21 protein-coding genes and 1 tRNA gene are annotated in these 19,533 nt (G+C 66.6%); 6 read left to right on the top strand and 16 right to left on the bottom strand.

What is annotated here, in order from left to right; translation table 11 throughout:
* Window positions 1–924, top strand: coding sequence for a DMT family transporter (locus P0652_RS03135; protein ID WP_284177289.1), 924 nt, complete (start codon window positions 1–3; stop codon window positions 922–924).
* 230 nt (window positions 925–1,154) lie between these two features.
* Entirely contained in the window at window positions 1,155–1,436 is a 282-nt protein-coding gene (locus P0652_RS03140; RefSeq protein WP_284177290.1) for a hypothetical protein, read from the top strand.
* Between the two features lie 12 nt (window positions 1,437–1,448).
* On the opposite strand, the gene P0652_RS03145 is transcribed toward P0652_RS03140, so the two are convergent.
* The 5 genes from P0652_RS03145 to P0652_RS03165 all read right to left on the bottom strand — a co-directional run bounded on the left by P0652_RS03145 (window position 1,449) and on the right by P0652_RS03165 (window position 5,430).
* Window positions 1,449–1,535, bottom strand: a tRNA-Leu gene (locus P0652_RS03145).
* A gap of 91 nt (window positions 1,536–1,626) precedes the next feature.
* Window positions 1,627–3,216, bottom strand: coding sequence for an AMP-binding protein (locus tag P0652_RS03150; RefSeq protein WP_284177291.1), 1,590 nt, complete (start codon window positions 3,214–3,216; stop codon window positions 1,627–1,629).
* A 53-nt stretch (window positions 3,217–3,269) separates the two neighbouring features.
* A complete protein-coding gene (gene gpt / locus P0652_RS03155; protein WP_284177292.1) occupies window positions 3,270–3,785 on the bottom strand; it encodes a xanthine phosphoribosyltransferase in 516 nt (171 codons plus the stop codon).
* A gap of 53 nt (window positions 3,786–3,838) precedes the next feature.
* Window positions 3,839–4,585, bottom strand: a complete 747-nt coding sequence (locus P0652_RS03160) for a competence/damage-inducible protein A (protein ID WP_284177293.1) — start codon at window positions 4,583–4,585, stop codon at window positions 3,839–3,841.
* Window positions 4,582–5,430 (bottom strand): FkbM family methyltransferase, encoded by an 849-nt coding sequence (locus tag P0652_RS03165; RefSeq protein WP_284177294.1) that lies wholly within the window; start codon window positions 5,428–5,430, stop codon window positions 4,582–4,584. The genes P0652_RS03160 and P0652_RS03165 overlap by 4 nt, the downstream gene beginning before the upstream one ends.
* 189 nt (window positions 5,431–5,619) lie before the next feature.
* Between P0652_RS03165 and map the strand changes: the two genes are divergently transcribed.
* The 3 genes from map (at window position 5,620) to P0652_RS03180 (ending at window position 9,470) form a co-directional block, all read left to right on the top strand.
* The gene (gene map / locus P0652_RS03170) at window positions 5,620–6,465 is read left to right on the top strand and encodes a type I methionyl aminopeptidase (protein WP_284177295.1); all 846 of its coding nucleotides are present in this window, start codon (window positions 5,620–5,622) and stop codon (window positions 6,463–6,465) included.
* A gap of 32 nt (window positions 6,466–6,497) precedes the next feature.
* On the top strand, window positions 6,498–7,175 hold the full coding sequence (radC, locus tag P0652_RS03175; RefSeq protein WP_284177296.1) for a RadC family protein: 678 nt from the start codon (window positions 6,498–6,500) through the stop codon (window positions 7,173–7,175).
* Between the two features lie 201 nt (window positions 7,176–7,376).
* On the top strand, window positions 7,377–9,470 hold the full coding sequence (locus tag P0652_RS03180) for a putative bifunctional diguanylate cyclase/phosphodiesterase (protein ID WP_284177297.1): 2,094 nt from the start codon (window positions 7,377–7,379) through the stop codon (window positions 9,468–9,470).
* Here the strand turns inward: P0652_RS03180 and P0652_RS03185 are convergent, their stop codons facing one another.
* Window positions 9,471–10,118, bottom strand: coding sequence for an exopolysaccharide biosynthesis protein (locus tag P0652_RS03185; protein ID WP_284177298.1), 648 nt, complete (start codon window positions 10,116–10,118; stop codon window positions 9,471–9,473).
* Between the two features lie 166 nt (window positions 10,119–10,284).
* On the opposite strand from P0652_RS03185, the gene P0652_RS03190 reads away from it, so the two are divergent.
* Window positions 10,285–11,190 carry a hypothetical protein gene (locus P0652_RS03190; protein WP_284177299.1) on the top strand — a complete coding sequence of 302 codons (906 nt, stop codon included), beginning with the start codon at window positions 10,285–10,287 and terminating at the stop codon, window positions 11,188–11,190.
* Here the strand turns inward: P0652_RS03190 and P0652_RS03195 are convergent.
* Genes P0652_RS03195 through P0652_RS03240 form a run of 10 tightly spaced genes read right to left on the bottom strand, consistent with a single transcriptional unit; the run spans window position 11,184 to window position 19,462 of the window.
* The gene (locus tag P0652_RS03195) at window positions 11,184–12,716 is read right to left on the bottom strand and encodes a cryptochrome/photolyase family protein (RefSeq protein WP_284177300.1); all 1,533 of its coding nucleotides are present in this window, start codon (window positions 12,714–12,716) and stop codon (window positions 11,184–11,186) included. The two genes, P0652_RS03190 and P0652_RS03195, sit on opposite strands and share 7 nt — an antisense overlap.
* On the bottom strand, window positions 12,713–12,892 hold the full coding sequence (locus P0652_RS03200; RefSeq protein WP_284177301.1) for a DUF2256 domain-containing protein: 180 nt from the start codon (window positions 12,890–12,892) through the stop codon (window positions 12,713–12,715). Before P0652_RS03200 ends, P0652_RS03195 begins: the two co-directional genes overlap by 4 nt.
* An 8-nt stretch (window positions 12,893–12,900) precedes the next feature.
* A complete protein-coding gene (locus P0652_RS03205; RefSeq protein WP_284177302.1) occupies window positions 12,901–13,629 on the bottom strand; it encodes an SDR family NAD(P)-dependent oxidoreductase in 729 nt (242 codons plus the stop codon).
* A 45-nt stretch (window positions 13,630–13,674) separates the two neighbouring features.
* Window positions 13,675–15,303, bottom strand: a complete 1,629-nt coding sequence (locus P0652_RS03210) for an NTP transferase domain-containing protein (protein WP_284177303.1) — start codon at window positions 15,301–15,303, stop codon at window positions 13,675–13,677.
* The gene (locus P0652_RS03215; RefSeq protein WP_284177304.1) at window positions 15,303–15,989 is read right to left on the bottom strand and encodes an XdhC family protein; all 687 of its coding nucleotides are present in this window, start codon (window positions 15,987–15,989) and stop codon (window positions 15,303–15,305) included. Before P0652_RS03215 ends, P0652_RS03210 begins: the two co-directional genes overlap by 1 nt.
* A gap of 9 nt (window positions 15,990–15,998) precedes the next feature.
* Window positions 15,999–16,343: an XdhC family protein gene (locus P0652_RS03220; RefSeq protein WP_284177305.1), complete on the bottom strand. Its 345-nt coding sequence runs from the start codon at window positions 16,341–16,343 to the stop codon at window positions 15,999–16,001.
* On the bottom strand, window positions 16,340–17,566 hold the full coding sequence (locus tag P0652_RS03225) for a vWA domain-containing protein (RefSeq protein WP_284177306.1): 1,227 nt from the start codon (window positions 17,564–17,566) through the stop codon (window positions 16,340–16,342). Before P0652_RS03225 ends, P0652_RS03220 begins: the two co-directional genes overlap by 4 nt.
* Window positions 17,563–17,940 (bottom strand): nuclear transport factor 2 family protein, encoded by a 378-nt coding sequence (locus P0652_RS03230; RefSeq protein WP_284177307.1) that lies wholly within the window; start codon window positions 17,938–17,940, stop codon window positions 17,563–17,565. Before P0652_RS03230 ends, P0652_RS03225 begins: the two co-directional genes overlap by 4 nt.
* 20 nt (window positions 17,941–17,960) lie before the next feature.
* Window positions 17,961–18,863: an AAA family ATPase gene (locus P0652_RS03235; RefSeq protein ID WP_284177308.1), complete on the bottom strand. Its 903-nt coding sequence runs from the start codon at window positions 18,861–18,863 to the stop codon at window positions 17,961–17,963.
* Window positions 18,860–19,462, bottom strand: coding sequence for a LysE family translocator (locus P0652_RS03240; RefSeq protein WP_284177309.1), 603 nt, complete (start codon window positions 19,460–19,462; stop codon window positions 18,860–18,862). Before P0652_RS03240 ends, P0652_RS03235 begins: the two co-directional genes overlap by 4 nt.
* Between the last annotated feature and the right edge of the window lie 71 nt (window positions 19,463–19,533).

Raw genomic sequence — 19,533 nt, forward strand, 5'->3', positions numbered from 1 at the left:
ATGGAGCAGGAAACCGGCGGGCCGGGGCAAACGGCGGAGCAGATCCGGGAACGCAAGAACCGGATGAAGGCCATACTGCTGATTTTCCTCGCCTTCGCCTGCTTCTCGGCGCTGGATGCGACGGCAAAATGGCTCTCGCCCCGGATCGGCGTCGTCGAGACCACCTGGGCCCGCTACCTCTCCAGCTTCCTGATCGTCTCGGTCTTCCTCAACCCCTGGTCAAGGCCCGGGCTGATGCGGACCAGCCGCCCGATGCTGCAGGCCATCCGCTCGGCCACGCTGCTGATCTCGACCGTGCTGAACTTCATTGCCCTGCAATATCTGCAGTTGGCGGAAACCACGACGATCCTTTTCCTCCAGCCCCTGCTGGTCGCGCTGCTGTCCGGCCCGCTCCTCGGCGAATGGCCCGGGCCGCGCCGCCTGATTGCAATCGGCGTCGGCTTTATCGGCGTCCTGCTGATCACCCGGCCCGGCGCCGGGGGCATCCACTGGGCGGCGATCTTCTCGTTCCTCGGCGTCGGTGCCTATGCCGCCTATTCGATGATCACGCGCGTGCTGGCGGCGCATGATTCCTCCGAAACCACGATGTTCTATTCCGCCATTGCCGGCGTGGTCGTGCTGACGCCGATCATCCCCTTCATCTGGCGCATGCCGGCCGATTCCTTGACATGGGCGCTGATGGTACTGGTCGGCTTCTGGGGCGCGCTGGGCCACTGGCTGCTGATCCTCGCGCATCGCCATGCCTCGGCCGCCACGCTCTCGCCGTTCCTTTACACCCAGATCATCTGGATGATCGGCCTCGGCTATTTCATCTTCGGCGACGTGCCCGATCTCTGGACTCTTGCTGGCGCCAGCATCGTGATCATGTCCGGCATCTACCTGTTCCACCGCGAGCGTGTCCGCGGCGTGTCGCCCGGAAAATAGCCTCTGCATTCGGATTCACGAAATTTAAGGCAATATCGTCGAATCCGGCCGCCGCGGCGCGCATTTGTTCCGGCAACCATCGCAATTCCATGAAGTATTAACGGCCCGCCGCCTAGCGTCTTGGCACGGGCATGACGGGGGATCAGGAGCCTCCCCGCCGGCATGCCCCGGAGAAACGATTCTTTCAGCGCCAGAAGAACGCGCTGTCCACGACCCAGAAGGGAGCTGCCATGTTCAACAATCGACGCGAGCCACGCAATCTCTGCTACCTCCGGGCCGAGATCTACACTGATCCTTCGTCGCCACCGATCATGGCGGAAGCGCACGACATTTCGGAAACCGGCATCCGGCTCAAGGTCCTCAACGCCCGGACACTTCCGCCGAAATTCTGGCTGTCGATTCCGCGGCGGCATTTCCGCGAGTTCGTCGAGATCAAGCGGCGCGGCGACGGTGAAGTCGGCGTGGTCATTCACCGCATCGAACCGTCGAAGGTCGCAGGCCAGAGGCGCTGAACGCTTTGCTGCTGGTGCGGACGGCGGGGCTCGAACCCGCACGGCCTTGCGGCCGAGAGATTTTAAGTCTCTTGCGTCTACCGGTTTCGCCACGTCCGCATCGCGCCCGGTATAGTCGAGCCGGCTGCATCCGCAAGGCAATCCCTAGCGACAATTCCTCGAGGCAATCTCCTCTCGGCCGGCATCGGCCTCAGATCATCGCCCGCATGGTCCGCGCGAGTTCGGCGGTTCCCACATAATCCACCTTGCCGGAGCCAAGCACCGGCACCGCGCTGACGACAAGGATCGCGCGCGGGATGAAAAGCTCGCTGATCCCCTCCTTCCGGCCATGCGCCAGCAAAGCCGCGCGCTCGGCATCGGGCCGGTCGGTGACCAGCACGATCTGCTCGCCCTTCTTGGCATCCGGCAGCGTCACGGCGACATGGGTCGCATCCGGCCAGAGCGCGGCAGCCTGCGCCTCGATGGCAGCCAGCGACACCATCTCCCCGCCGATCTTGGCGAAGCGCTTGGCCCGGCCGCGGATGATGATCTCGTTTGATGGGCCGATCGCCACGATATCCCCGGTATCATGCCAGTCCGAATGGCGCGGCTGCAGCCGGCCCGGCTCCGAGGGCAGCATGTAGCCGAGCATGACATTGCCACCGCGCACATGCAGCCGCCCGCCTTCCTCGATCCCCTCGACCCTCTCGAGCCGCCACTGGATGCCCGGCAGCGCCGGGCCGACAGAGCCGGGCAGGTTGTTGCGCGGATGGTTGCAGGCAATCACCGGCGAGCATTCCGTGCAGCCATAGCCCTCGACAATGGCGGCCGGCAGGTGTGACCAGAGCCGGCGGGTCTCGTCCTTCACCTTCTCGGCACCGGAAACGATGAGGCGCAGCCCTTCGAGATCGCCGGGATCAGCCGCGCGGATGTAGCCGAGCAGGAAGGTGTCCGTGCCGAAAAGCAAGGTCGAGCGCGTCTCGCCGACCAGCCGCGGCACCTGCTTGAAATGCAGCGGCGAGGGGTAGAGCACGATCTTGTAACCCGAAAGCAGCCCGAACAGCGTGCCTGCCGTCAGCCCGAAGGAATGGAAGGCCGGCAGCGGGTTGAACACCACCTCGCGGGTCAGGAAATCCGCGCCATAGGCGGCGATCTGCTGGGCATTGGCGATCAGGTTCGCATGCGAGAGCACGACGCCCTTGGGCTCGCCCTCGGAACCCGAGGTGAAGAGGATCACCGCCGGATCATCCGGCCCGTTCGTGCAGGAACGCGCCGCAAGGCCGGCCAAGCGGCTGCGGATCAGCCCGCCGATCTTGGCAACGAGGCCGATTCCCTTGCGGATATCCTCGAGATAGACGATCCGGCATTGCTCGCCCAGCCCGGCGACAAGCTCGTCGAGCTTGGCCGTGTCAACAAAACGGCGCGAGGTAACGATGGTCTTCAGTTCGGCAGTCCGGCAGGCGGAACGCAGGTTCTTCAGCCCGGCCGTGAAGTTGAGCATCACCGGCACGCGGCCCTCGAACCACAGGCCGAACAGCGTCACCACCATGCCGTTGACATTGGGCAGCAGCACCCCGATCCGCCCGCCCCGGGGCGCGAAGGGCGAGAGTTGGCGCCCGAGGACCAGCGCCCCGAGAACAAGGCGGTCGAAGCTGAGCGGCTGGCGTTCCGGATCCTCGAGCGCCTCGGCAGCCCCGCCGACCTTCCGCCGGGCGGCGAGCAAGGCCTGCGGCAACGAACGGAAGCGCTCGAAGCGCGCATCTTTCCCCTGCCCTTCGGCAAGGATGGCCCGATCCAGCATGGTTCCCCCTCGATTTTTCGAGGATCATGCAGGCCGCGCCGGCGCTTGTCCACTCAGCCGCTGGCGCCGTCAGCAATCGGCGGCAGGAAGGCGTAGCCCATATCCCAGGGGAAATAGATCCAGGTATCCTGGCTCACTTCGGTCACGAAGGTATCGACCAGCGGCCGCCCCTGCGGCTTGGCATAGACGGTGGCGACATGCGCCTTCGGCAGCATGTCCCGAACGACGCGCGCGGTCTTGCCGGTATCGACCAGATCATCGATGACCAGCACGCCCTTGCCGCCATCGGTGCCGGAAACAACGCTGTCGATGCCCTTGATCACCTGCAGGCCGCCCTGCTCGGTATAGCTGTGATACGAGGCGATACAGACCGTCTCGATCATCCGGATCTCCAGCTCGCGCGCCACGATCGCCGCCGGCACCAGCCCGCCCCGCGTGATGCAGACGATCGACTCGAACGGGCCGGAGCCCGCAAGGCGCCAGGCCAGCGCCCGGGCATCGCGGTGGAACTGGTCCCAGGAAACCGGGAAGGCCTTGGCCGGCAGGGCCTTGGGTGCGGGTTGCTGCATGGGATCCTCCCCTGATCTGGTTCTTGGTTGGGCGGCGGCTTTTCGGCGGAGTCCTAGATCGGCACGGAATCGGAGCGCAGCCGCGCCAGCAACGCCAGCACATCGGCTTCGGCGGCGGCAAGGATCGCAGCATCGCGGGCGCGCAGGACGATCTGGTTGCGGAAATTGCCCTGACTGAAGGACGGGTAGGAGCCGATGCTCACCCCCGGATGCACCTTGGCAATCTCGCCGAGCGCGGTGCCGTAGAGGCCCTCCGGCAACCCGCCAGCATCGAGCGTGATGACCTGCATCTTGACGCCGGTCTTCAGAGTGGGCGCGACATTGTCGAGCATGGCCTGCATGATCGAGGGCACGCCGGCCATGACGATGACATTGCCGATCCGGAACCCCGGCGCCTTGGAGATCGGGTTCTCGATCAGGTCGGCGCCGGCGGGAATGCGGGCCATGCGCAGGCGGGCCTCGTTGAGGTCGGCTTCGGCATAGCGCTCGCGCAGAATCGCCACGGCCCGGGGGTCGATATCGATCGTCACGCCGCAGGCCTTGGCCACGCAATCGGCGGTGATGTCATCATGCGTCGGGCCGATGCCCCCCGTCGTGAAGAGATAGGTGTAGCGGCTCTTCAGCGCCTGGATCGCGGTGACGATCTCTGCCTCGACATCCGGCACCACGCGCACCTCGCGGAGGTCGATCCCGATCGTGGTGAGATATTCGGAGATATAGCCGATATTCTTGTCCTTGGTCCGGCCGGAGAGGATCTCGTCGCCGATGACCAACAGGGCGGCCGTGACGGGATCGCTCATGCCTTCAGCTCCAGCAGGTGGTTGTTGCGCGTGCCGCCGATCGGGGCGTAGCCGCGCTCGGCGAGATAGGCCAGGAGGTCGAAGCTCCAGCGGTCCTCGCCGCGCTCGACGATGATCAGCTTCGGCCAGAGCGAGGCCGGGGCCTCGCCGAAGAACTGCTTGAGGATCATGTCCTCGGCGCCCTCGACATCGAGCTTCACCGCATCGATATGGCCGAAACCCTCATCCTGCACGATGCCGAACAAGGTGCGCGCCGCGACCCGGACCTGCCGGGCATGGTCGGCGCTGACGATCTTGACGCTGGCCTCGCCCTTGTTGCGCGGATCGAGGAACAGGGTGATCTCGCCATCGCGGTCCGCTACGGCCACCGCCAGCGCCTTGACGGTCCCGAACGGGTTGGCGCGGATATTATAGACCAGCCGCTCGAAGACATCCGGCTGCGGCTCCATCGCGAGAATGCGGGCGCGCGGCCCGGCCTTGGCCGCCACCGCCAGCGCATAGCCGCCGATATTCGCCCCGATATCGAGGAACACGAAATCCGGATGCAGCCGCGAGACCAGCAGGTTGCGCTCGGCCTCGTCGAAATCGCGCGGGGCGAACAGGATCCGCTTCTCGCAGACATTGTTGTAGGGGTAGAGGCGGAACCGCGCGCCGAGGGATTCCGCATCGACCGGCCGCCCGTTGAGCCGCGAGATCGCGATGCGCCTGAGCAGGAAGCCGAGGCGCTTGCCGAGCCAGGTCGCCGGCATCTTGCGGGTCCAGTTCAGAAGCGTGGCCACGAGGCCCCGTGCGGCGAAGGTGCCGAATTCCGATGGCCCGGTCTCGGAAGGGATGCTTTCTGTCATGATGGCCGTCCTTAGCGAGCCTTCCGCAAAAAAGCGAGAGCCGAAAGTGCATTGCCACCCTGACGCGAGGGTCTGGCGCCGGATTTCGTTTTCACAACTCCTGCCCTCTTGGATCAGCGGGCGAGTCCCGCTACATCTCGCCCCTCGCCTCTCGCTCCGGAAGGGGCGCCATCCGGGAACACCAGACGCATGAACCTGCATGTCGCCGAAGAGCCGGTCCGCCGGCAACCGGGCACGATCAAGCTGCACGGGGCGGAAGCTTTCGCCGCGATGCGCAAGGCCGGCCGGCTGACGGCGGAAGCACTCGATATGCTCGTCGACAGGGTCAAGCCGGGCGTGACGACCGACGCGATCGACCGTGCCGTCTTCGAATTCGCGATGGATAACGGCGCCTTCCCGGCCACACTTTATTATCATGGCTATCCGCGATCCTGCTGCACCTCGATCAACCATGTCGTTTGTCACGGCATCCCGACCGACAAACCCCTGCGGGACGGCGATATCGTCAATATCGATGTCACGCTGATCGTCGATGGCTGGCACGGTGATTCCAGCCGCATGTATGGCGTGGGCGAGGTGCCCCGCCGTGCAATGCGGCTGCTCGAGATCACCCATGAATGCCTCGAGCGCGGCATGGCTGCCGTCCGGCCCGGCAACACGACCGGCCATATCGGGGCAGCGATCCAGAGTTTCGCCGAAGCCGAGCGCTGCTCGGTCGTCAGGGATTTCTGCGGCCATGGGCTTGGCCAGCTCTTCCATGACGAGCCGAACATCCTGCATTACGGCCGTGCCGGCGAGGGCGTTGTCCTGAAGCCGGGCATGCTCTTCACCATCGAGCCGATGATCAATCTCGGTCGGCCGCACGTGAAGATCCTCTCCGATGGCTGGACCGCCGTCACGCGGGATCGCTCGCTCTCGGCACAGTTCGAGCACACGATCGGCGTCACGGAGACGGGCGTCGAGATTTTCACCCGCTCGCCGAAGGGCCTCGATTTTCCGGATCGTCCCGGCGCGCCGCTTCCCGCCATCCTATGAACACCCGCAAGCCGGGCCCTCGCGGGCCGGGAATGGGCGAGGTGCCGCATTATCACGGCCATCGCCAGCGCCTGCGCGAGCGGTTTGCGCAGAACCGCGACATCGTCCCCGATTATGAATTGCTGGAAATGATCCTGTTCCGGTCAATCGCGCGGGGGGATGTCAAGGGCATCGCCAAGGAGCTGATCGCGCGGTTCGGATCCTTCGCCGAGGTGGTGGCAGCGCCGGCGGATCTCCTGCAGGAAACGAAGGGCGTCGGCCCCTCGATCGTCCATGACCTCAAGCTGATCGAGCAGGCGGCCCGCCGCGTGGCCCATGGCGATATCCGCCAGCGCCCGGTCCTCGCTTCCTATGCCGGCGTCGTCGATTACTGCAGGACCGCGATGGCCTTCGCCGAGCGGGAGGAATTCCGCCTGCTCTTCCTCGACAAGAAGAACGGCCTGATGGGCGACGAAGTGATGCAGCGCGGCACGGTGGACCATACCCCCGTCTATCCGCGCGAGATCATCCGCCGCGCGCTCCAGCTCAATGCCTCGGCCATCATCCTGGTGCACAACCACCCCTCGGGCGATCCGACCCCCTCCCGGGCCGATATCGAGATGACGCGCGAGATCGTTGCCCTCGCCACCCCGCTCGGCATTTCCGTGCATGATCACCTGATCGTCGGGCGCAATGGCCATGTCAGTTTCCGGGCGCTCGGGCTGCTGTGATGCTGCGGCGGCCGGCCGGAAACGGCGCGAACACGCTTCAGGTTTCCGGGCAATTCCAGCAAAAAGCCGGGCGGGAAACCTCCTATTCACTTTCTTCGCGCATCCTCGCGCCGACGAGTAAAGCTGTTGTTGCGTTGAGTTCCTTGAATGAAAATTGTGCCGCCCCGAGCCCAGAAGGGACAGGGAGCCTCTCTTTCCATCGTGCCGATTTTCCTCCTTGTCCTTTGCGTCATGGGCTCGATGGTGCTTGTCGCCAACCGCGCAGCTGATCGCCAGCACGAATACGAGCTTGACCGCGAGCGCCGCCAGGTTGCCCAGACCCTGAGCTTCGAAGCCGAGCGGCTGCTGACCGGGGTCTCGCGGGACGAGGCCCTGGGGGAATTGTTCCAGATCCAGCGCCAGCGCGAGCAGGCGGAACGCATCCTCGCCGGGCTCAACCGGCGCCAGGCGACGGATTTCGCCATCCTGATCAACCGGATGGAGGGTGAAGTCATCGCAGAGGCCGGTGATTCCGAGAGTTTCGACCAGCGCCGCTCCTTCATCCGGCAGTTCATCGACGGCAGCCGCCTGCGCGGGCTCGACGCCACGACCCTGGGGATCGGCCGCGAGGCGCGGATCGTCCAGGATGGCGTCAATGTGATCAATCTCGCGGCGGTACCGATCGGCCGCAACCATGTGTTGATCGCCACGCGGGCCATCGGGGCGAATGGCTTCCGCCGCCTCTCGAGCATGCTCGCCATTCCGAACCTTCGCGCGATCCCAGGGACGACGAATGCGGAAACCAGCTACGCCATTCCCAGCCTCGGCGGCAGCGAGCAGCTCTCCATTGTCTGGAATCCGAGCCGCTTCGCGGCCGACACCCTCGCCGATCTGGCATTCTACGGCCTGTTTGCCTCGATCGCGATCGGCATCGTCTCGATTTTCCTGATCAAGCGGATGCAGGCTTCCACCGCAGCCATCCTCAAGCGCGAGGCGAAGGCCAGCCACGAGGCCCGGCATGACCCGCTTTCCGGCCTGCCAAACCGCGCCGTCTTCTGCGAGCGGCTCGCCGAAAACATCGAGGATCTGGTCAATCGTGACACCAATATCGCGGTGCTGCTGCTCGACCTCGACAAGTTCAAGGATGTCAACGACACCTACGGCCATGCGGCCGGCGACAAGGTGATCGTCGATTTCGGCACCCGCGTGAAGCCGCTGCTCAAGCAGACAGACCTCATCGCCCGGCTGGGCGGCGACGAATTCGCCATCCTGCAGACGGGCATCCACTCGCATCTCGAGCCGAGCCGACTTGCCCAGGCCATCATCGATGCGACCAACAGGCCCTTCACGATGGATGGCGCCCAGATGCGCGTCGGCGTCACGGTGGGCATCTCGATCTCGCCCGATGACGGCACCGATGTGGCAACGATCCTGCGGGCTGCCGACACGGCGCTCTACCGGGCGAAGAACGAGGGCCGCAACCGCTTCGCCCTCTATGAGCACCGGATGACCGAGGCCGAGCGGATCCGCAAACTGGTCGATGACGAATTGCTTCGCGCCATCGAGAATGATGAGCTGACCCTCGCCTACCAGCCGCAGGTCCATGCCGACACGGCGCGGATCGCCAGTGTCGAGGCACTGGTCCGTTGGCGGCACCCGACGCATGGCCTGATCGCGCCCGGAGTCTTCATCGCCGCCGCCGAGGAACGCGGGCTGATCGTGGCCCTTGGCGAATGGGTGATGCGCCGCGCCTGCCAGGATGCCGCCCGCTGGCCGGGCCTGCGCGTCGGCATCAATGTCTCGGCCTTGCAGTTCCGGCAGGCGAATTTCGTGCAGGATGTCCACCGCATCATGCGCGAGACCAATCTCGAGACCGGGCGCCTCGAAATCGAGCTGACCGAAAGCGTGCTCGTCGAGGATGCCGATCAGGCCGAAGCCGCGATGATGGAGCTGCGCGCGATCGGCGTGAAGCTGGCGCTTGATGATTTCGGCACCGGATATTCCTCGCTGATCTATCTGCGGCGCTTTGCCTTCGACAAGATCAAGATCGACAAGTCCTTCCTCGACTCGATGGAAGCCACCGGCGAAAGCGCGATCCTCGTTCATTCCGTCGTGCATCTCGGCCGCGCGCTGGGGCTGGAAGTAACGGCCGAAGGCGTCGAGACCGAGGAGCAGCGCCGCTTCCTGCAAGCCGTGGGCTGCCATTACCTGCAGGGCTTCCTGTTCTCCCGGCCGGTGCCCGCCGAGACCATCGACGAATTGCTGGCTGCCGAGCGGGCCGAGGATAGCGCTCGCAACGCGCCGAATGCGGCCTGATCAGCCGAAGCCGAGCAGCCTCGGCAGCAGCACGAAGAACTTCCACAGGATGAGATAGGTCAGCGAGACGGTGAAGATCAGCGCGATCACCGCCGCAAACGCCGCGACCAGCATCACGACGCCATCCCGCTCCACCATCGCAAGGCCGACAAGGATCACCGCGATCCCCGGCGGAATCCCGCCGATGAAGGGGATCGGCGACATCAGGCACAAAGCCATCATCATAACGAGCGCGCCGATCGCCCGCTGCGCCTGGACATCGGTCAGGGCGAGCAGTCGGGGCCGCATCACACGCTCGAACCAGCGCAAGGTCGGCTCCGATTTTTCCAGCACGTTCTGGAGGTCGCGCCGCTTCACCCGTCTTTGCGCCAGCCAGCGCGGCAGGACGAGCGCATCATGTCCGCGCAGCATCTGCAGCGCGACAACGCCGACGATCACGCCGCAGAGGATGGGCAGGCCCGGCAAGGGCAGCAGGTTCGGCAGGCCGAAAAGCACCAGCACGATGCCGAAGGAGCGCTTGCCGAGCAGTGCGACGAGATCGCCCAGCATGGGCGTCGGATCATCGGCCTCGCCCTTGCCCCGGACCGTCTCGGCGAGCACATCGGAAATGCGGGCCGAGAGCGGCTTCATACGGACGTCACCACGCAAGGGAAGAACCTCGTCCGCTCATACGGCGATTGGACGGGAAAGGAAAGGCCCCGCCCCGGCGGAGCCGGCGACGGGCGCGGGTCCTCCCGGATTCAACCGCTCCTTGGTAGCCAGACAAACATAGGTGTTTATTCCTAACGCATTCCTCCACCCCGGAGCTGCGCTCATGTTCGGGATCCCGCGCCTTGCCGTCGCCCTTGCCGGAAGCTTCCTGCTCACACTCGCCCTCCCCGTCAGCCTGCATTCGTACGTTCCGGATCCACGCAGCGTCAGGGGTCAGCGTGGCGCGCCGGAAGGCGAACCGCAGCCGCCGGATCCACGTTTTGCCGGGCTTTCGCGGGCGCTCGGGCTCGCCTTCCTCTCCCGCGGCTTCGGGCGAGCCGGGGATCTCTGGTTCCGCCCGGAGCCCGCCCGCACGCGGCTGGCCCTCGCCCTGGGCAGTGACAGCCGCTATGTCGCAGCCGCAACGGAGCTGCGGCACAGCCTGTCGGGCGCCCTTGACCGCTCCGGATGGTTCCTTGCCTTCGGCAGCCTTGTCCGGCTGAGCGGCGGCAATGCCGGCGCAGAGCCCCGGCTGCTCCAGCAGCGGATGGTCGTCGGACGAACGTGGCGGCATGCCGATCTCCAGCTGACCGTGCAGGCTGGCCTTTCGCGGATCGGGCTGGATTCACTCGCCACCACGCTGACAGGCCGGGCGGAACGGCTCGGGCTCGTCGCGGCGATGCAGCTCTGGCACGACTGGCCGGAAGGCGGGCCGGCCGGGTTGCGCTTCATCCAGCTCGCCCTCGAGGCCGATCGCGCGCGGGAGGGCGTGACGGCCATCGCGCGGATCAGCTTCTCGCTGGGCGCGAGCAGCCTTGCCCTTGGGCCGGAATGTCTTGCCTCGGCCGGGGAACGCTGGCGGCTCGGCCCTCTGACCTACCGCGATCCCTATCGCCACCTGCGCCTCGGCGCCCATGCCTCGGGCCTGCGGCTCGGCCGGGCCAGCCTCACCCTGTCGGCTGGCGCCCTGTTCGACAGCCGGGAAAAGCCGCGCCCCTACGCGGCGTTCGGCCTCGTCTTCGCCTATTGAGCCGCCGGCAGGCTGTCGAGAAAGGCGTTCGCCTCGGCCACGATCTCCGCCTTTCGCGCCGGCGCCATTTTCGCCAATGTCCGGTAGGGCATAGCCATGCGCGGGTTGCCGGAAAGGCGCTTTTCGTTGGCGATCAGGAAATTCCAGTAGAGATAATTGAACGGGCAGGCCTTCGGACCGCTCTTGACCCCAGGGTCGTAGTGGCAGCCCGTGCAATAATCGCTCATCCGGTCGATATAGGCGCCCGAAGCGGCATAGGGCTTCGAGGCCAGCAGCCCGCCATCGGCGAAAAGCGCCATGCCATGCGTATTGGGCAATTCCACCCATTCATAGGCATCGGCATAGACCAGCAGGTACCATTCCTCGACCGCTTTCGGCGCGATGCCCGCAAGCAAGGCGAAATTGCCCGTCACCATCAGCCGCTGGATATGATGGGCATAGGCGTTGCGCGCCGTCGCCTGCACCACCTCGGCAAGGCAGCGAAGGTCGGTCCTGCCGGTCCAGTAGAAATCCGGCAGCGGACGATGCGCCGCGAGTGCATTGGTTTCCGCATAGCCCGGCATTTCCAGCCAGTAGAGACCGCGCACATATTCCCGCCAGCCAAGGATCTGGCGGATGAACCCCTCCACCGCATTGAGCGGCGCGCGCCCCTCGAACCAGGCCCGTTCGGCCGCCCGGCAGATCTCCTCCGGAAGGAGCAGGCCCATATTGAGCGCCGGCGCCAGCAGGGCGTGATGGACGAAATCCTCGCCCCGCTTCATCGCATCCTGGTAATCGCCGAACCAGGGCAGCGCATCGGCAATGAAATGGTCGAGCGCCTCCAGCGCCTGATCGCGCGTCACCGGCCAGCCAAACCCGTCAAGGCTGCCGAAATGCCCGCCGAACCGGGCCTCCACCACGGCCATGACCTCGCGCGTCAGGGCGTCGGGCGGGAAGCGCAGGCGTTCGGGCAGGTGATGGCCGGCCGGCAGGGATTTCCGGTTCTCCGCATCGAAATTCCATTGCCCGCCGACCGGCTGCTCGCCCTCCATCAGCAACCCTGTCTTGCGGCGCATCTCGCGGTAGAAGAACTCCATCCGGTAGGTCTTCCGCCCCTCCGCCCAGCGCGCGAAATCCTCGATCCGTGCAAAAAAGCGCGTATCCGGGCGGATCTCCACCGGCGGGCCGAGCGTTTCCGCCCAGTCGCGCATCATCTCCAGCACGCGCCATTCGCCAGGCTCGGTGAGGATCACCGCCTCGGGCCGGTGCCAATCGACGGCCAGCCGCAGCGCGGCATCGAGCGAGCCGGGATTGCCCGGATCCTCGATCCGCCAATACTCGACCGCCAGCCCCTCGGCGCGGAGGCTTTCGGCGAAATGCCGCATGGCCGCGAAGACCATCACCAGCTTCTGCTTGTGATGGCGCACATAGGTGGCCTCGCTGGCCACCTCCGCCATGAGAATGCGGTCACGTGCAGGGTCGAACCCCTCCAGCGCGCTGATCGACCGGCTGAGCTGGTCACCGAGCAGCAGGACGAGGCGGCTCATGGCCTGGCCATTCGGTTGCCGGTTTCGCGGCTGCGGCGCGCTGCGGCCCGGCAGCGATCCGAGCAGAACCGCACTTCGTCCCACACCTTTTCCCATTTCTTCCGCCAGGTGAACGGCCGGCTGCACTGGGCGCAGGGCTTTTCCGGCAGATGGGCTTTCTTGACGCCGCGCGGCATGGCCTGCCTCAGCCCTTGGTGCGCAGCCGCGAGCGGCCGCCATCCACCGCCATGACCTGCCCAGAAATCCAGCCGCTTTCCGCGCTGGCGAGGAAGGTTGCCAGCCCGGCCACGTCCTCCGGCTGGCCGAGGCGCGGCACGGCATGCAGCTCGGCAATCGCCTTGGCCATGGCCTCGTTGCCGGTCAGCGCTGCCGCCATCTTCGTCCGCGTCAGCGAGGGCGCGATGCAATTGACGCGGATCCGCGGCGCGAGTTCCGCTCCGAGCGCGCGGGTCAACCCTTCGATCGCGCCTTTCGCCATCGAGACCGAGGCATGGGCAGAGAAGCCCTGCGCGACCGCCACGGTCGAGAACAGCACGATCGACGCCGCCTCGCTGCGTTTGAGCGCCGGCAGCAGGGCCTGCACCGCACGCGCCGCGCCCAGGGCGTTGAGCGTGAAATCGCCGAGGAAGTCCTCGTCCTTCAGCCGGTTGAGCGGCTTGAGATTGATCGAACCGACCGCATAGACAAGCGCGTCGACGGGCCTGTCGCCGAGAGTAGCGGCGAGATCGGCGAAATGGGACGGCTCGCGGGCATCACCGGCCGTGAACCCGGCACCCAGCTCGCCGGCCAGCGCCGCGAGCCGCGCGGCATCCCGCCCCGCGAGATGAAGCGTATAACCCTTCGCCTTGAGTCCATGGGCCGTGGCCGCACCGATGCCCCCGGTGCTGCCGAAAATCACTGCCGTCTTCGTCATGGAAAATCCTGCCCTTGCCCACGCGGAAAACCGCGCCTGCCGGGCTTACGCAGGAAGCGCCCCTGCCGGACCACCCGCCGCCGCCTCGAGTGCGGCCCGCGTGTCGAAATCCGCAAGGATGCCGGGATCCTGGACCGGCACCTCGGCCACCCGGTCGCGCCGCGCCTCCAGCAACCGCCGCGCACCCTGGTCGCCCGTCAGGGCCATGAGGTCCGGAAACAGGCCCCGCCGCACCAGAACCGGGTTGCCCCACTGGCCATGATGCACCGGCACATAGGCGTCCATCTCCGGCTGCTCATAGGACTGCTGCGCAAGGCGCTGCAACGTCTCCGGCAGCAGGCGGGGCATATCCCCCAGCATGATGAACGCGGCCCCGGTCTCCGGGGGCATGGCCGCAAGCCCTGCCCTGAGCGAAGTGGCAAGCCCCTCGCGGTAATCAGGGTTCGCGATGAGCCGGGCTCCCATGCCGGCCGCCAGCGCCTCGATCGTTTCGGCCTCATGCCCGGTCACGACAACAACCGGCCCCAGCGCCGCCGCCCGAGCCGTATCCAGCACATGGGCCAGCATCGGCCGCCCCTCGAACGAAGCAAGCAGCTTGTTCTCCGCGCCAAACCGGGTCGATCGCCCGGCCGCGAGAATGACAATCCCGAACGCGCCCGGACCGGCAGGCCGAACCTCGCCGGCACGGGGCTGCGGCCGCGAGACAATCTCCATCAGCAACCCGCCCGTGCCCATGCGCTGGAGATCGCGCCCGCTTACCGGAAGATCGGCGCAGAGCCGCGCCAGCACCCAGTCAAAGCCGTTCTCGCGCGGCGAGCGGGCACAACCCGGCGCGCCGATCACCGGCTTGCCCTGCCATCCCGCCAGCATCAGAAGATTGCCGGGATCGACCGGCATTCCGAGATGGACGAGCCGCCCGCCCTGCGCCTCGATGGACGCGGGAATCACATCGCGCCGGTCGGCGATCGCCGCAGCGCCGAACACGATGAGAATGTCGAAACCGGCAGGATCAAGCGCTGCGAGGCTGGCTTCCAGCGCTTCCTGCCGATGCTCGATCCGTGCTTCCGAAACGAGCCGGCTGCCGAGGGCGGCAAGCCGCGCCTCCATCACCCGCCGCGTCTTCTCGATCACACTCTCCTTCAGGCCCGGCAGGCGCAGCGACAGCAGCGCCACCCGTTTCGGCCGGAACGGCGCGACCCGCATCGCGCCGGCGGCGAGTTGCCGGCAACCAGCCTCGACCAGCGCGCCCGGCACGGCGAAGGGGATGATCTTGACCGTTGCCACCATCTCGCCCGGCACCACCCGGCGGAAGGCCGGCAGGGTGGCAAGCGTCAGATCGGGATCGATCAGATTGAAAGCGTCAATCGCGGCTGGTTCCGGTACGAACAGCCCCGCTTCCGTGGCGAAGAGATTGGCCCGCCCCGTAAAGGCCGGGTCGGCCCGCAGGCCCGGTCCGAGCGCCGCCTCGGCCAGCCGCGCGGCCGCCTCGTCCTCGGAAAGATCGCCCGGTTCAAGCCGGGCAATCGTCACCTCCGCCATCCCCGCTGCGGCGAGCGAGCGGCAATCCGCCCCGTCGAGCCGATGGCCCTTGCGGAAAGCGGTCTCGCCCGCCCGGACCTGATGCGCCAGCACGGCGCCCTCGGCCTCGCTGACGGGAACCCGCCCGAAAAACATCAGCTGCGCCGCCGCTGGCGCTGCGTGCCGATAATCTCGGCGAGGATCGACACGGCAATCTCCGCCGGGCTGACCGCGCCGATATCGAGCCCGATCGGCGCGTGGATCCGCGCGAGATCACGCTCGGAAAACCCGGCCGCCGCCAGCCGTTCAAGCCGTTTGGCATGCGTCTTCCGGCTGCCCAATGCGCCGATATAGAAGCACCCGGCCCGGAGCGCGACCGTCAGGGCGGGATCGTCGATCTTGGGGTCATGCGTCAGCGCGACAAAGGCGGTGTAGCGGTCCGGCTTCAATGGCGGCAGCGCCACATCCGGCCATTCCGCGATCAACCGCACATTCGGAAAGCGCTCCGGCGTGGCAAAGGCCTCGCGCGGGTCGATCAGCGTGCAGTCGAGTTCGACCAGCCGCGCCATCTCGGCCAGCGCCTGGCTGATATGCACCGCCCCGATCACGATCAGCCGCACCGGCGGGACATGGACATCGATAAAGGTTTCCCGGTCCCCGGCCATCGATTTCATGGACTTGCCGGTCCGGAAGGCCTCGGCCAGAGCTTCGGCGGCGGGGTCACCGGCCAGCCCCTCCGGCGTCACCAGCCGGGCGGCGGCGCTGGCGAGATCGGTGACGAGCGCCACCGCCTCGCGGGCGGCGCGATGGCGGTTCAGGGCGGAGAGCAGGGCGAGATCCACCGGAAATCCTCAGTTGACCGGTACGACATGCACGGCGATCCGCCCGCCGCAGGACAGGCCGACGCGCCAGGCCGTCTCGTCCGCCACGCCGAATTCGAGCCGTTTCGGCACCCCGCTGGCGATGACATCGATCGCCTCCGTCACCACTGCGCCCTCGACGCAGCCCCCGGAAACCGAGCCGAGGAAATTCCCCTCTCCGTCAATGACAAGATGCGAGCCGACCGGCCGCGGCGCGGAGCCCCAGGTCTCGGTGACGGTCGCAAGCGCGACGCCGCGCCCGGCTTTCCGCCAGGCCTCGGCCGTGGCGAGGATTTCGGTTTCGGTGGCCAGCCCACCCGCAACAGGTTCGCTCATGGTCCCTCCCGGAGGTAGCGACGCGGATCCGCGCCTGTGCCCTGCCCGTCCGCCAGCGCCCGGCACAGATCGGCCATGGCGTTCAGGCTATGACAGGTGCGGAATTCGTCAACATGCGGCAGCATCGCCCGGATGCCCGCCGCTTTCGCCTCGAACCCGTCGAAACGCAGCAGCGGATTGAGCCAGATGAGCCGCCGTGCCGAGCGCCGGAGCCGCGCGAGTTCGCGCGCGAGATCGGGGCGGAGGTCCCGTTCCAGCCCGTCGGTGATGAGCAGGACCACCGCGCCGCCGCTCATCACCCGCCGTGCCCAGCGTTTGTTGAACCGCTCCAGCGTCTGGCCGATCCGCGTGCCACCATCCCAGTCGCGCACCATTTTCGCCGCGCCGCGCAAGGCGAGATCGGGGTCCTTGGTGCTCTTCAGCGCATGGCTGACATTCGTCAGCTCCGTGGCGAAGGTGAAGGCCGAAACGCGCCGCCCGGTCTGGGCCACGGCATGCATGAAATGCAGGAAAATCCGCGAATACTGGCTCATCGAACCGGAAATATCGCACAGGGCGACAAGCGGCGGCACTTTCTCCGCCCGCGCCCGGAAGCGCAATTCGAATGCATCGCCGCCGGCCCGCAGGCTGGCGCGCATCGCCCGCCGCGGATCGGGCCGGTTGCCGTGTGGATCGGCCACGAAACGCCGCGTCTTCACATGCTGGAGCGGCATGACCAGCCGCGCCACCTCGCGCTTCGCTTCGGCCAGTTCGAGCGCTGACATGCCGTCAAAATCGCGGCTTCGGAACACCTCGATATCCGAAACGGTAAGCCGGGAATCGAGATCGACCCGCTCGCGCTCCGGCTGGTCCTCGGGCGGCTTCGGCTGGAACAGCGCCTCGGTCAGCCGACGAAGCGCCTCCTCGCGCCGCGAGTCCGGATCGCCCGGCGCCACCGGCATCATCGAGGCCATCATTTTCTCGAGCAGCGCCCGCCGCCGCCAGAACAGCCGGAAGGCCTGGTCGAACAGGTCCGCATCCTGCCGCCGCTTGACGAAGACGGCCTCAAGCGCTGCTCGGAACTCCTCCTTGTGGCCGATTCCGATCGCCTCGATCGCTGCCACGGCATCGAGCATCGCCCCCGGCCCGACCGCCATTCCCGCCTGACGAAGCGCGCGGCCGAAAAAGGCCACGTTCTCGGCGAGATGTCCGCCGGCAGCTGCGGGCGGGTCGATTGTCGTCACGCGCGTGTCTCGGTCATGAAGACCTTCTGGGCAACCAGCCATCGCCCATCGATTTTGAGGAAAGACAGCAGATCTGTGAAGAAGCGGGGCGGAATGGCGCAGGCGAGTTTCACATGCGCCATGCCGGGGCCAGCAAGGTCGATCGTCAGGATGCGATCATGACGCGGAAGGCCGGCGGCACGCGGCGACGGCCGGTTGCGCACGGCATCCAGCCAAGCGTCCCTCGGGGTAATCCGCAAGGCGCCCTCGCTGAACTGCGTCAGGGCCGACGTCGGATGAAAAACGGCCGCGAGCTTTTCCGCATCGCCCTCGTAAAGCCCGTCGAGATAGGTTTGCACCGCCGACCGGATGCTGGCGAGATCATCATCGTCCATTGGCCCCTGCGCTCCTGTTCTCACAACCCGGCCCTCACCTCATCAAGGATTTCCTTGGCGCGGCTGCCCTGCAGCTTGACGATGTCATCCTGGTATTTCAGCAGCACGCCGAGCGTGTCGGAAACGAGAGCCGGGTCGAGTGCCACGGCATCGAGTTCAACCAATGCGGTGGCCCAGTCCAGCGTCTCGGCGACGCCGGGCACCTTGAACAGGTCTTCCTGACGGATCGCCTGGACATAGGCCACGATCTGCTTCGAGAGCTGCGCCGGCACCTTCGGCGCCTTGGCCTTGAGGATCGCGAGTTCCCGCGCGGTATCCGGGTAATCGACCCAATGGTAGAGGCAGCGGCGCTTCAAGGCGTCATGCACCTCGCGGGTGCGGTTCGAGGTGATGATGACGATCGGCGGCGCCGGCGCGCGGATCGTGCCGAGTTCCGGGATCGTCGCCTGGAAATCGGAAAGGATTTCCAGCAGGAACGCCTCGAAGGCCTCGTCCGTGCGGTCCAGCTCGTCGATCAGCAGCACCGGCGGGCCGGCCGGATCAGCCTCCAGCGCTTGCAGCAGCGGCCGCTTGACGAGGAAGCGTTCGGAAAACACGTCCGCGGCGAGCTTCGCCCGGTCATGCTCGCCCGAGGCCTCGCCGAGGCGGATCGCCATCATCTGGCCTGCATAGTTCCACTCATAAAGCGCAGCAGCGCTGTCGAGCCCTTCATAGCATTGCAGCCGGATCAGCTTGCGGCCCAAGGCCCGCGCCAGCACCTTGGCGATCTCGGTCTTGCCGACGCCGGCTTCCCCCTCGAGGAAGAGCGGCCGGCCGAGCCGCAGCGCGAGAAACAGCACGGTCGCGAAGCCGCGCTCCGCGACATAGGATTCGGCGCGGAGCAGATCGAGCGTGGCATCGATCGAGGCAGGCGCATGGATCATCGACGGGTCCCCCAGAAAAACCAGACCGCGACCAGCGCGATCGACACCGCCAGCAGGCGGCGGACCAGCCGCTCGCGCGGCCCTTCCACGAGATAGGGCCGGAGCGCGGCGGCGAACAGCACGATCAGGGCATGGACCGCCGTCGCGACCAGCACATAGATCAGCACAAGCAGCAGGGTCTGCCCAGCCACGCCGCCGGCTGCCGGTGTGAGGAAGAGCGGCAGGACCAGCACATAGAAGGCTGCCGCTTTCGGGTTGAGCAGGTTGGTGACGAGCGCCCTCCGGAACGCCGCACGCGGGCCTGCCCCGTCGCCGTTCTCGGCGGCAGCGCCGCGCCACGCGTCCCAGGCGAGGTAAAGCAGGAAGGTGGCCCCGCCATAGCGCAAACCGTCATAGGCCATCGGCACGGTCTCGATCAGCGTGGCGAGGCCGAACATCGAGGCGAGGCCGATGCCCGTCAGCCCGAGGGCCACCCCGGCCACGGCCGCCAGCCCCACGCGACGGCCTTCGGCCAGCGCGAGCGTGGCGAGATAGGCCATGTTCGGCCCGGGCGTCATCTCGATCAGCAGCGAGGCCAGGGCAAATTCCAGAACGCGCACGCTGACCTGTCTCCGGATGCCGCCCGTTGCAAAGGCGTCATATTGATGTTCTATTTCTGTTCTCGTCCAAC

This window comes from Rhabdaerophilum sp. SD176 (assembly GCF_030143245.1).
In the GTDB taxonomy this organism is placed as follows: domain Bacteria; phylum Pseudomonadota; class Alphaproteobacteria; order Rhizobiales; family Beijerinckiaceae; genus Rhabdaerophilum.

Excerpts from the sequence above, each read along its gene's own strand:
- P0652_RS03205 (WP_284177302.1), bottom strand. The coding sequence starts at position 13,629 with ATGACGAAGACGGCAGTGATTTTCGGCAGCACCGGGGGCATCGGTGCG.
- P0652_RS03220 (WP_284177305.1), bottom strand. The coding sequence starts at position 16,343 with ATGAGCGAACCTGTTGCGGGTGGGCTGGCCACCGAAACCGAAATCCTC.
- P0652_RS03200 (WP_284177301.1), bottom strand. The coding sequence starts at position 12,892 with ATGCCGCGCGGCGTCAAGAAAGCCCATCTGCCGGAAAAGCCCTGCGCC.
- P0652_RS03190 (WP_284177299.1), top strand. The coding sequence starts at position 10,285 with ATGTTCGGGATCCCGCGCCTTGCCGTCGCCCTTGCCGGAAGCTTCCTG.
- P0652_RS03135 (WP_284177289.1), top strand. The coding sequence starts at position 1 with ATGGAGCAGGAAACCGGCGGGCCGGGGCAAACGGCGGAGCAGATCCGG.
- P0652_RS03235 (WP_284177308.1), bottom strand. The coding sequence starts at position 18,863 with ATGATCCATGCGCCTGCCTCGATCGATGCCACGCTCGATCTGCTCCGC.
- gpt (WP_284177292.1), bottom strand. The coding sequence starts at position 3,785 with ATGCAGCAACCCGCACCCAAGGCCCTGCCGGCCAAGGCCTTCCCGGTT.
- map (WP_284177295.1), top strand. The coding sequence starts at position 5,620 with ATGAACCTGCATGTCGCCGAAGAGCCGGTCCGCCGGCAACCGGGCACG.
- P0652_RS03150 (WP_284177291.1), bottom strand. The coding sequence starts at position 3,216 with ATGCTGGATCGGGCCATCCTTGCCGAAGGGCAGGGGAAAGATGCGCGC.
- P0652_RS03195 (WP_284177300.1), bottom strand. The coding sequence starts at position 12,716 with ATGAGCCGCCTCGTCCTGCTGCTCGGTGACCAGCTCAGCCGGTCGATC.
- P0652_RS03210 (WP_284177303.1), bottom strand. The coding sequence starts at position 15,303 with ATGTTTTTCGGGCGGGTTCCCGTCAGCGAGGCCGAGGGCGCCGTGCTG.
- radC (WP_284177296.1), top strand. The coding sequence starts at position 6,498 with ATGGGCGAGGTGCCGCATTATCACGGCCATCGCCAGCGCCTGCGCGAG.
- P0652_RS03140 (WP_284177290.1), top strand. The coding sequence starts at position 1,155 with ATGTTCAACAATCGACGCGAGCCACGCAATCTCTGCTACCTCCGGGCC.
- P0652_RS03160 (WP_284177293.1), bottom strand. The coding sequence starts at position 4,585 with ATGAGCGATCCCGTCACGGCCGCCCTGTTGGTCATCGGCGACGAGATC.
- P0652_RS03165 (WP_284177294.1), bottom strand. The coding sequence starts at position 5,430 with ATGACAGAAAGCATCCCTTCCGAGACCGGGCCATCGGAATTCGGCACC.
- P0652_RS03230 (WP_284177307.1), bottom strand. The coding sequence starts at position 17,940 with ATGGACGATGATGATCTCGCCAGCATCCGGTCGGCGGTGCAAACCTAT.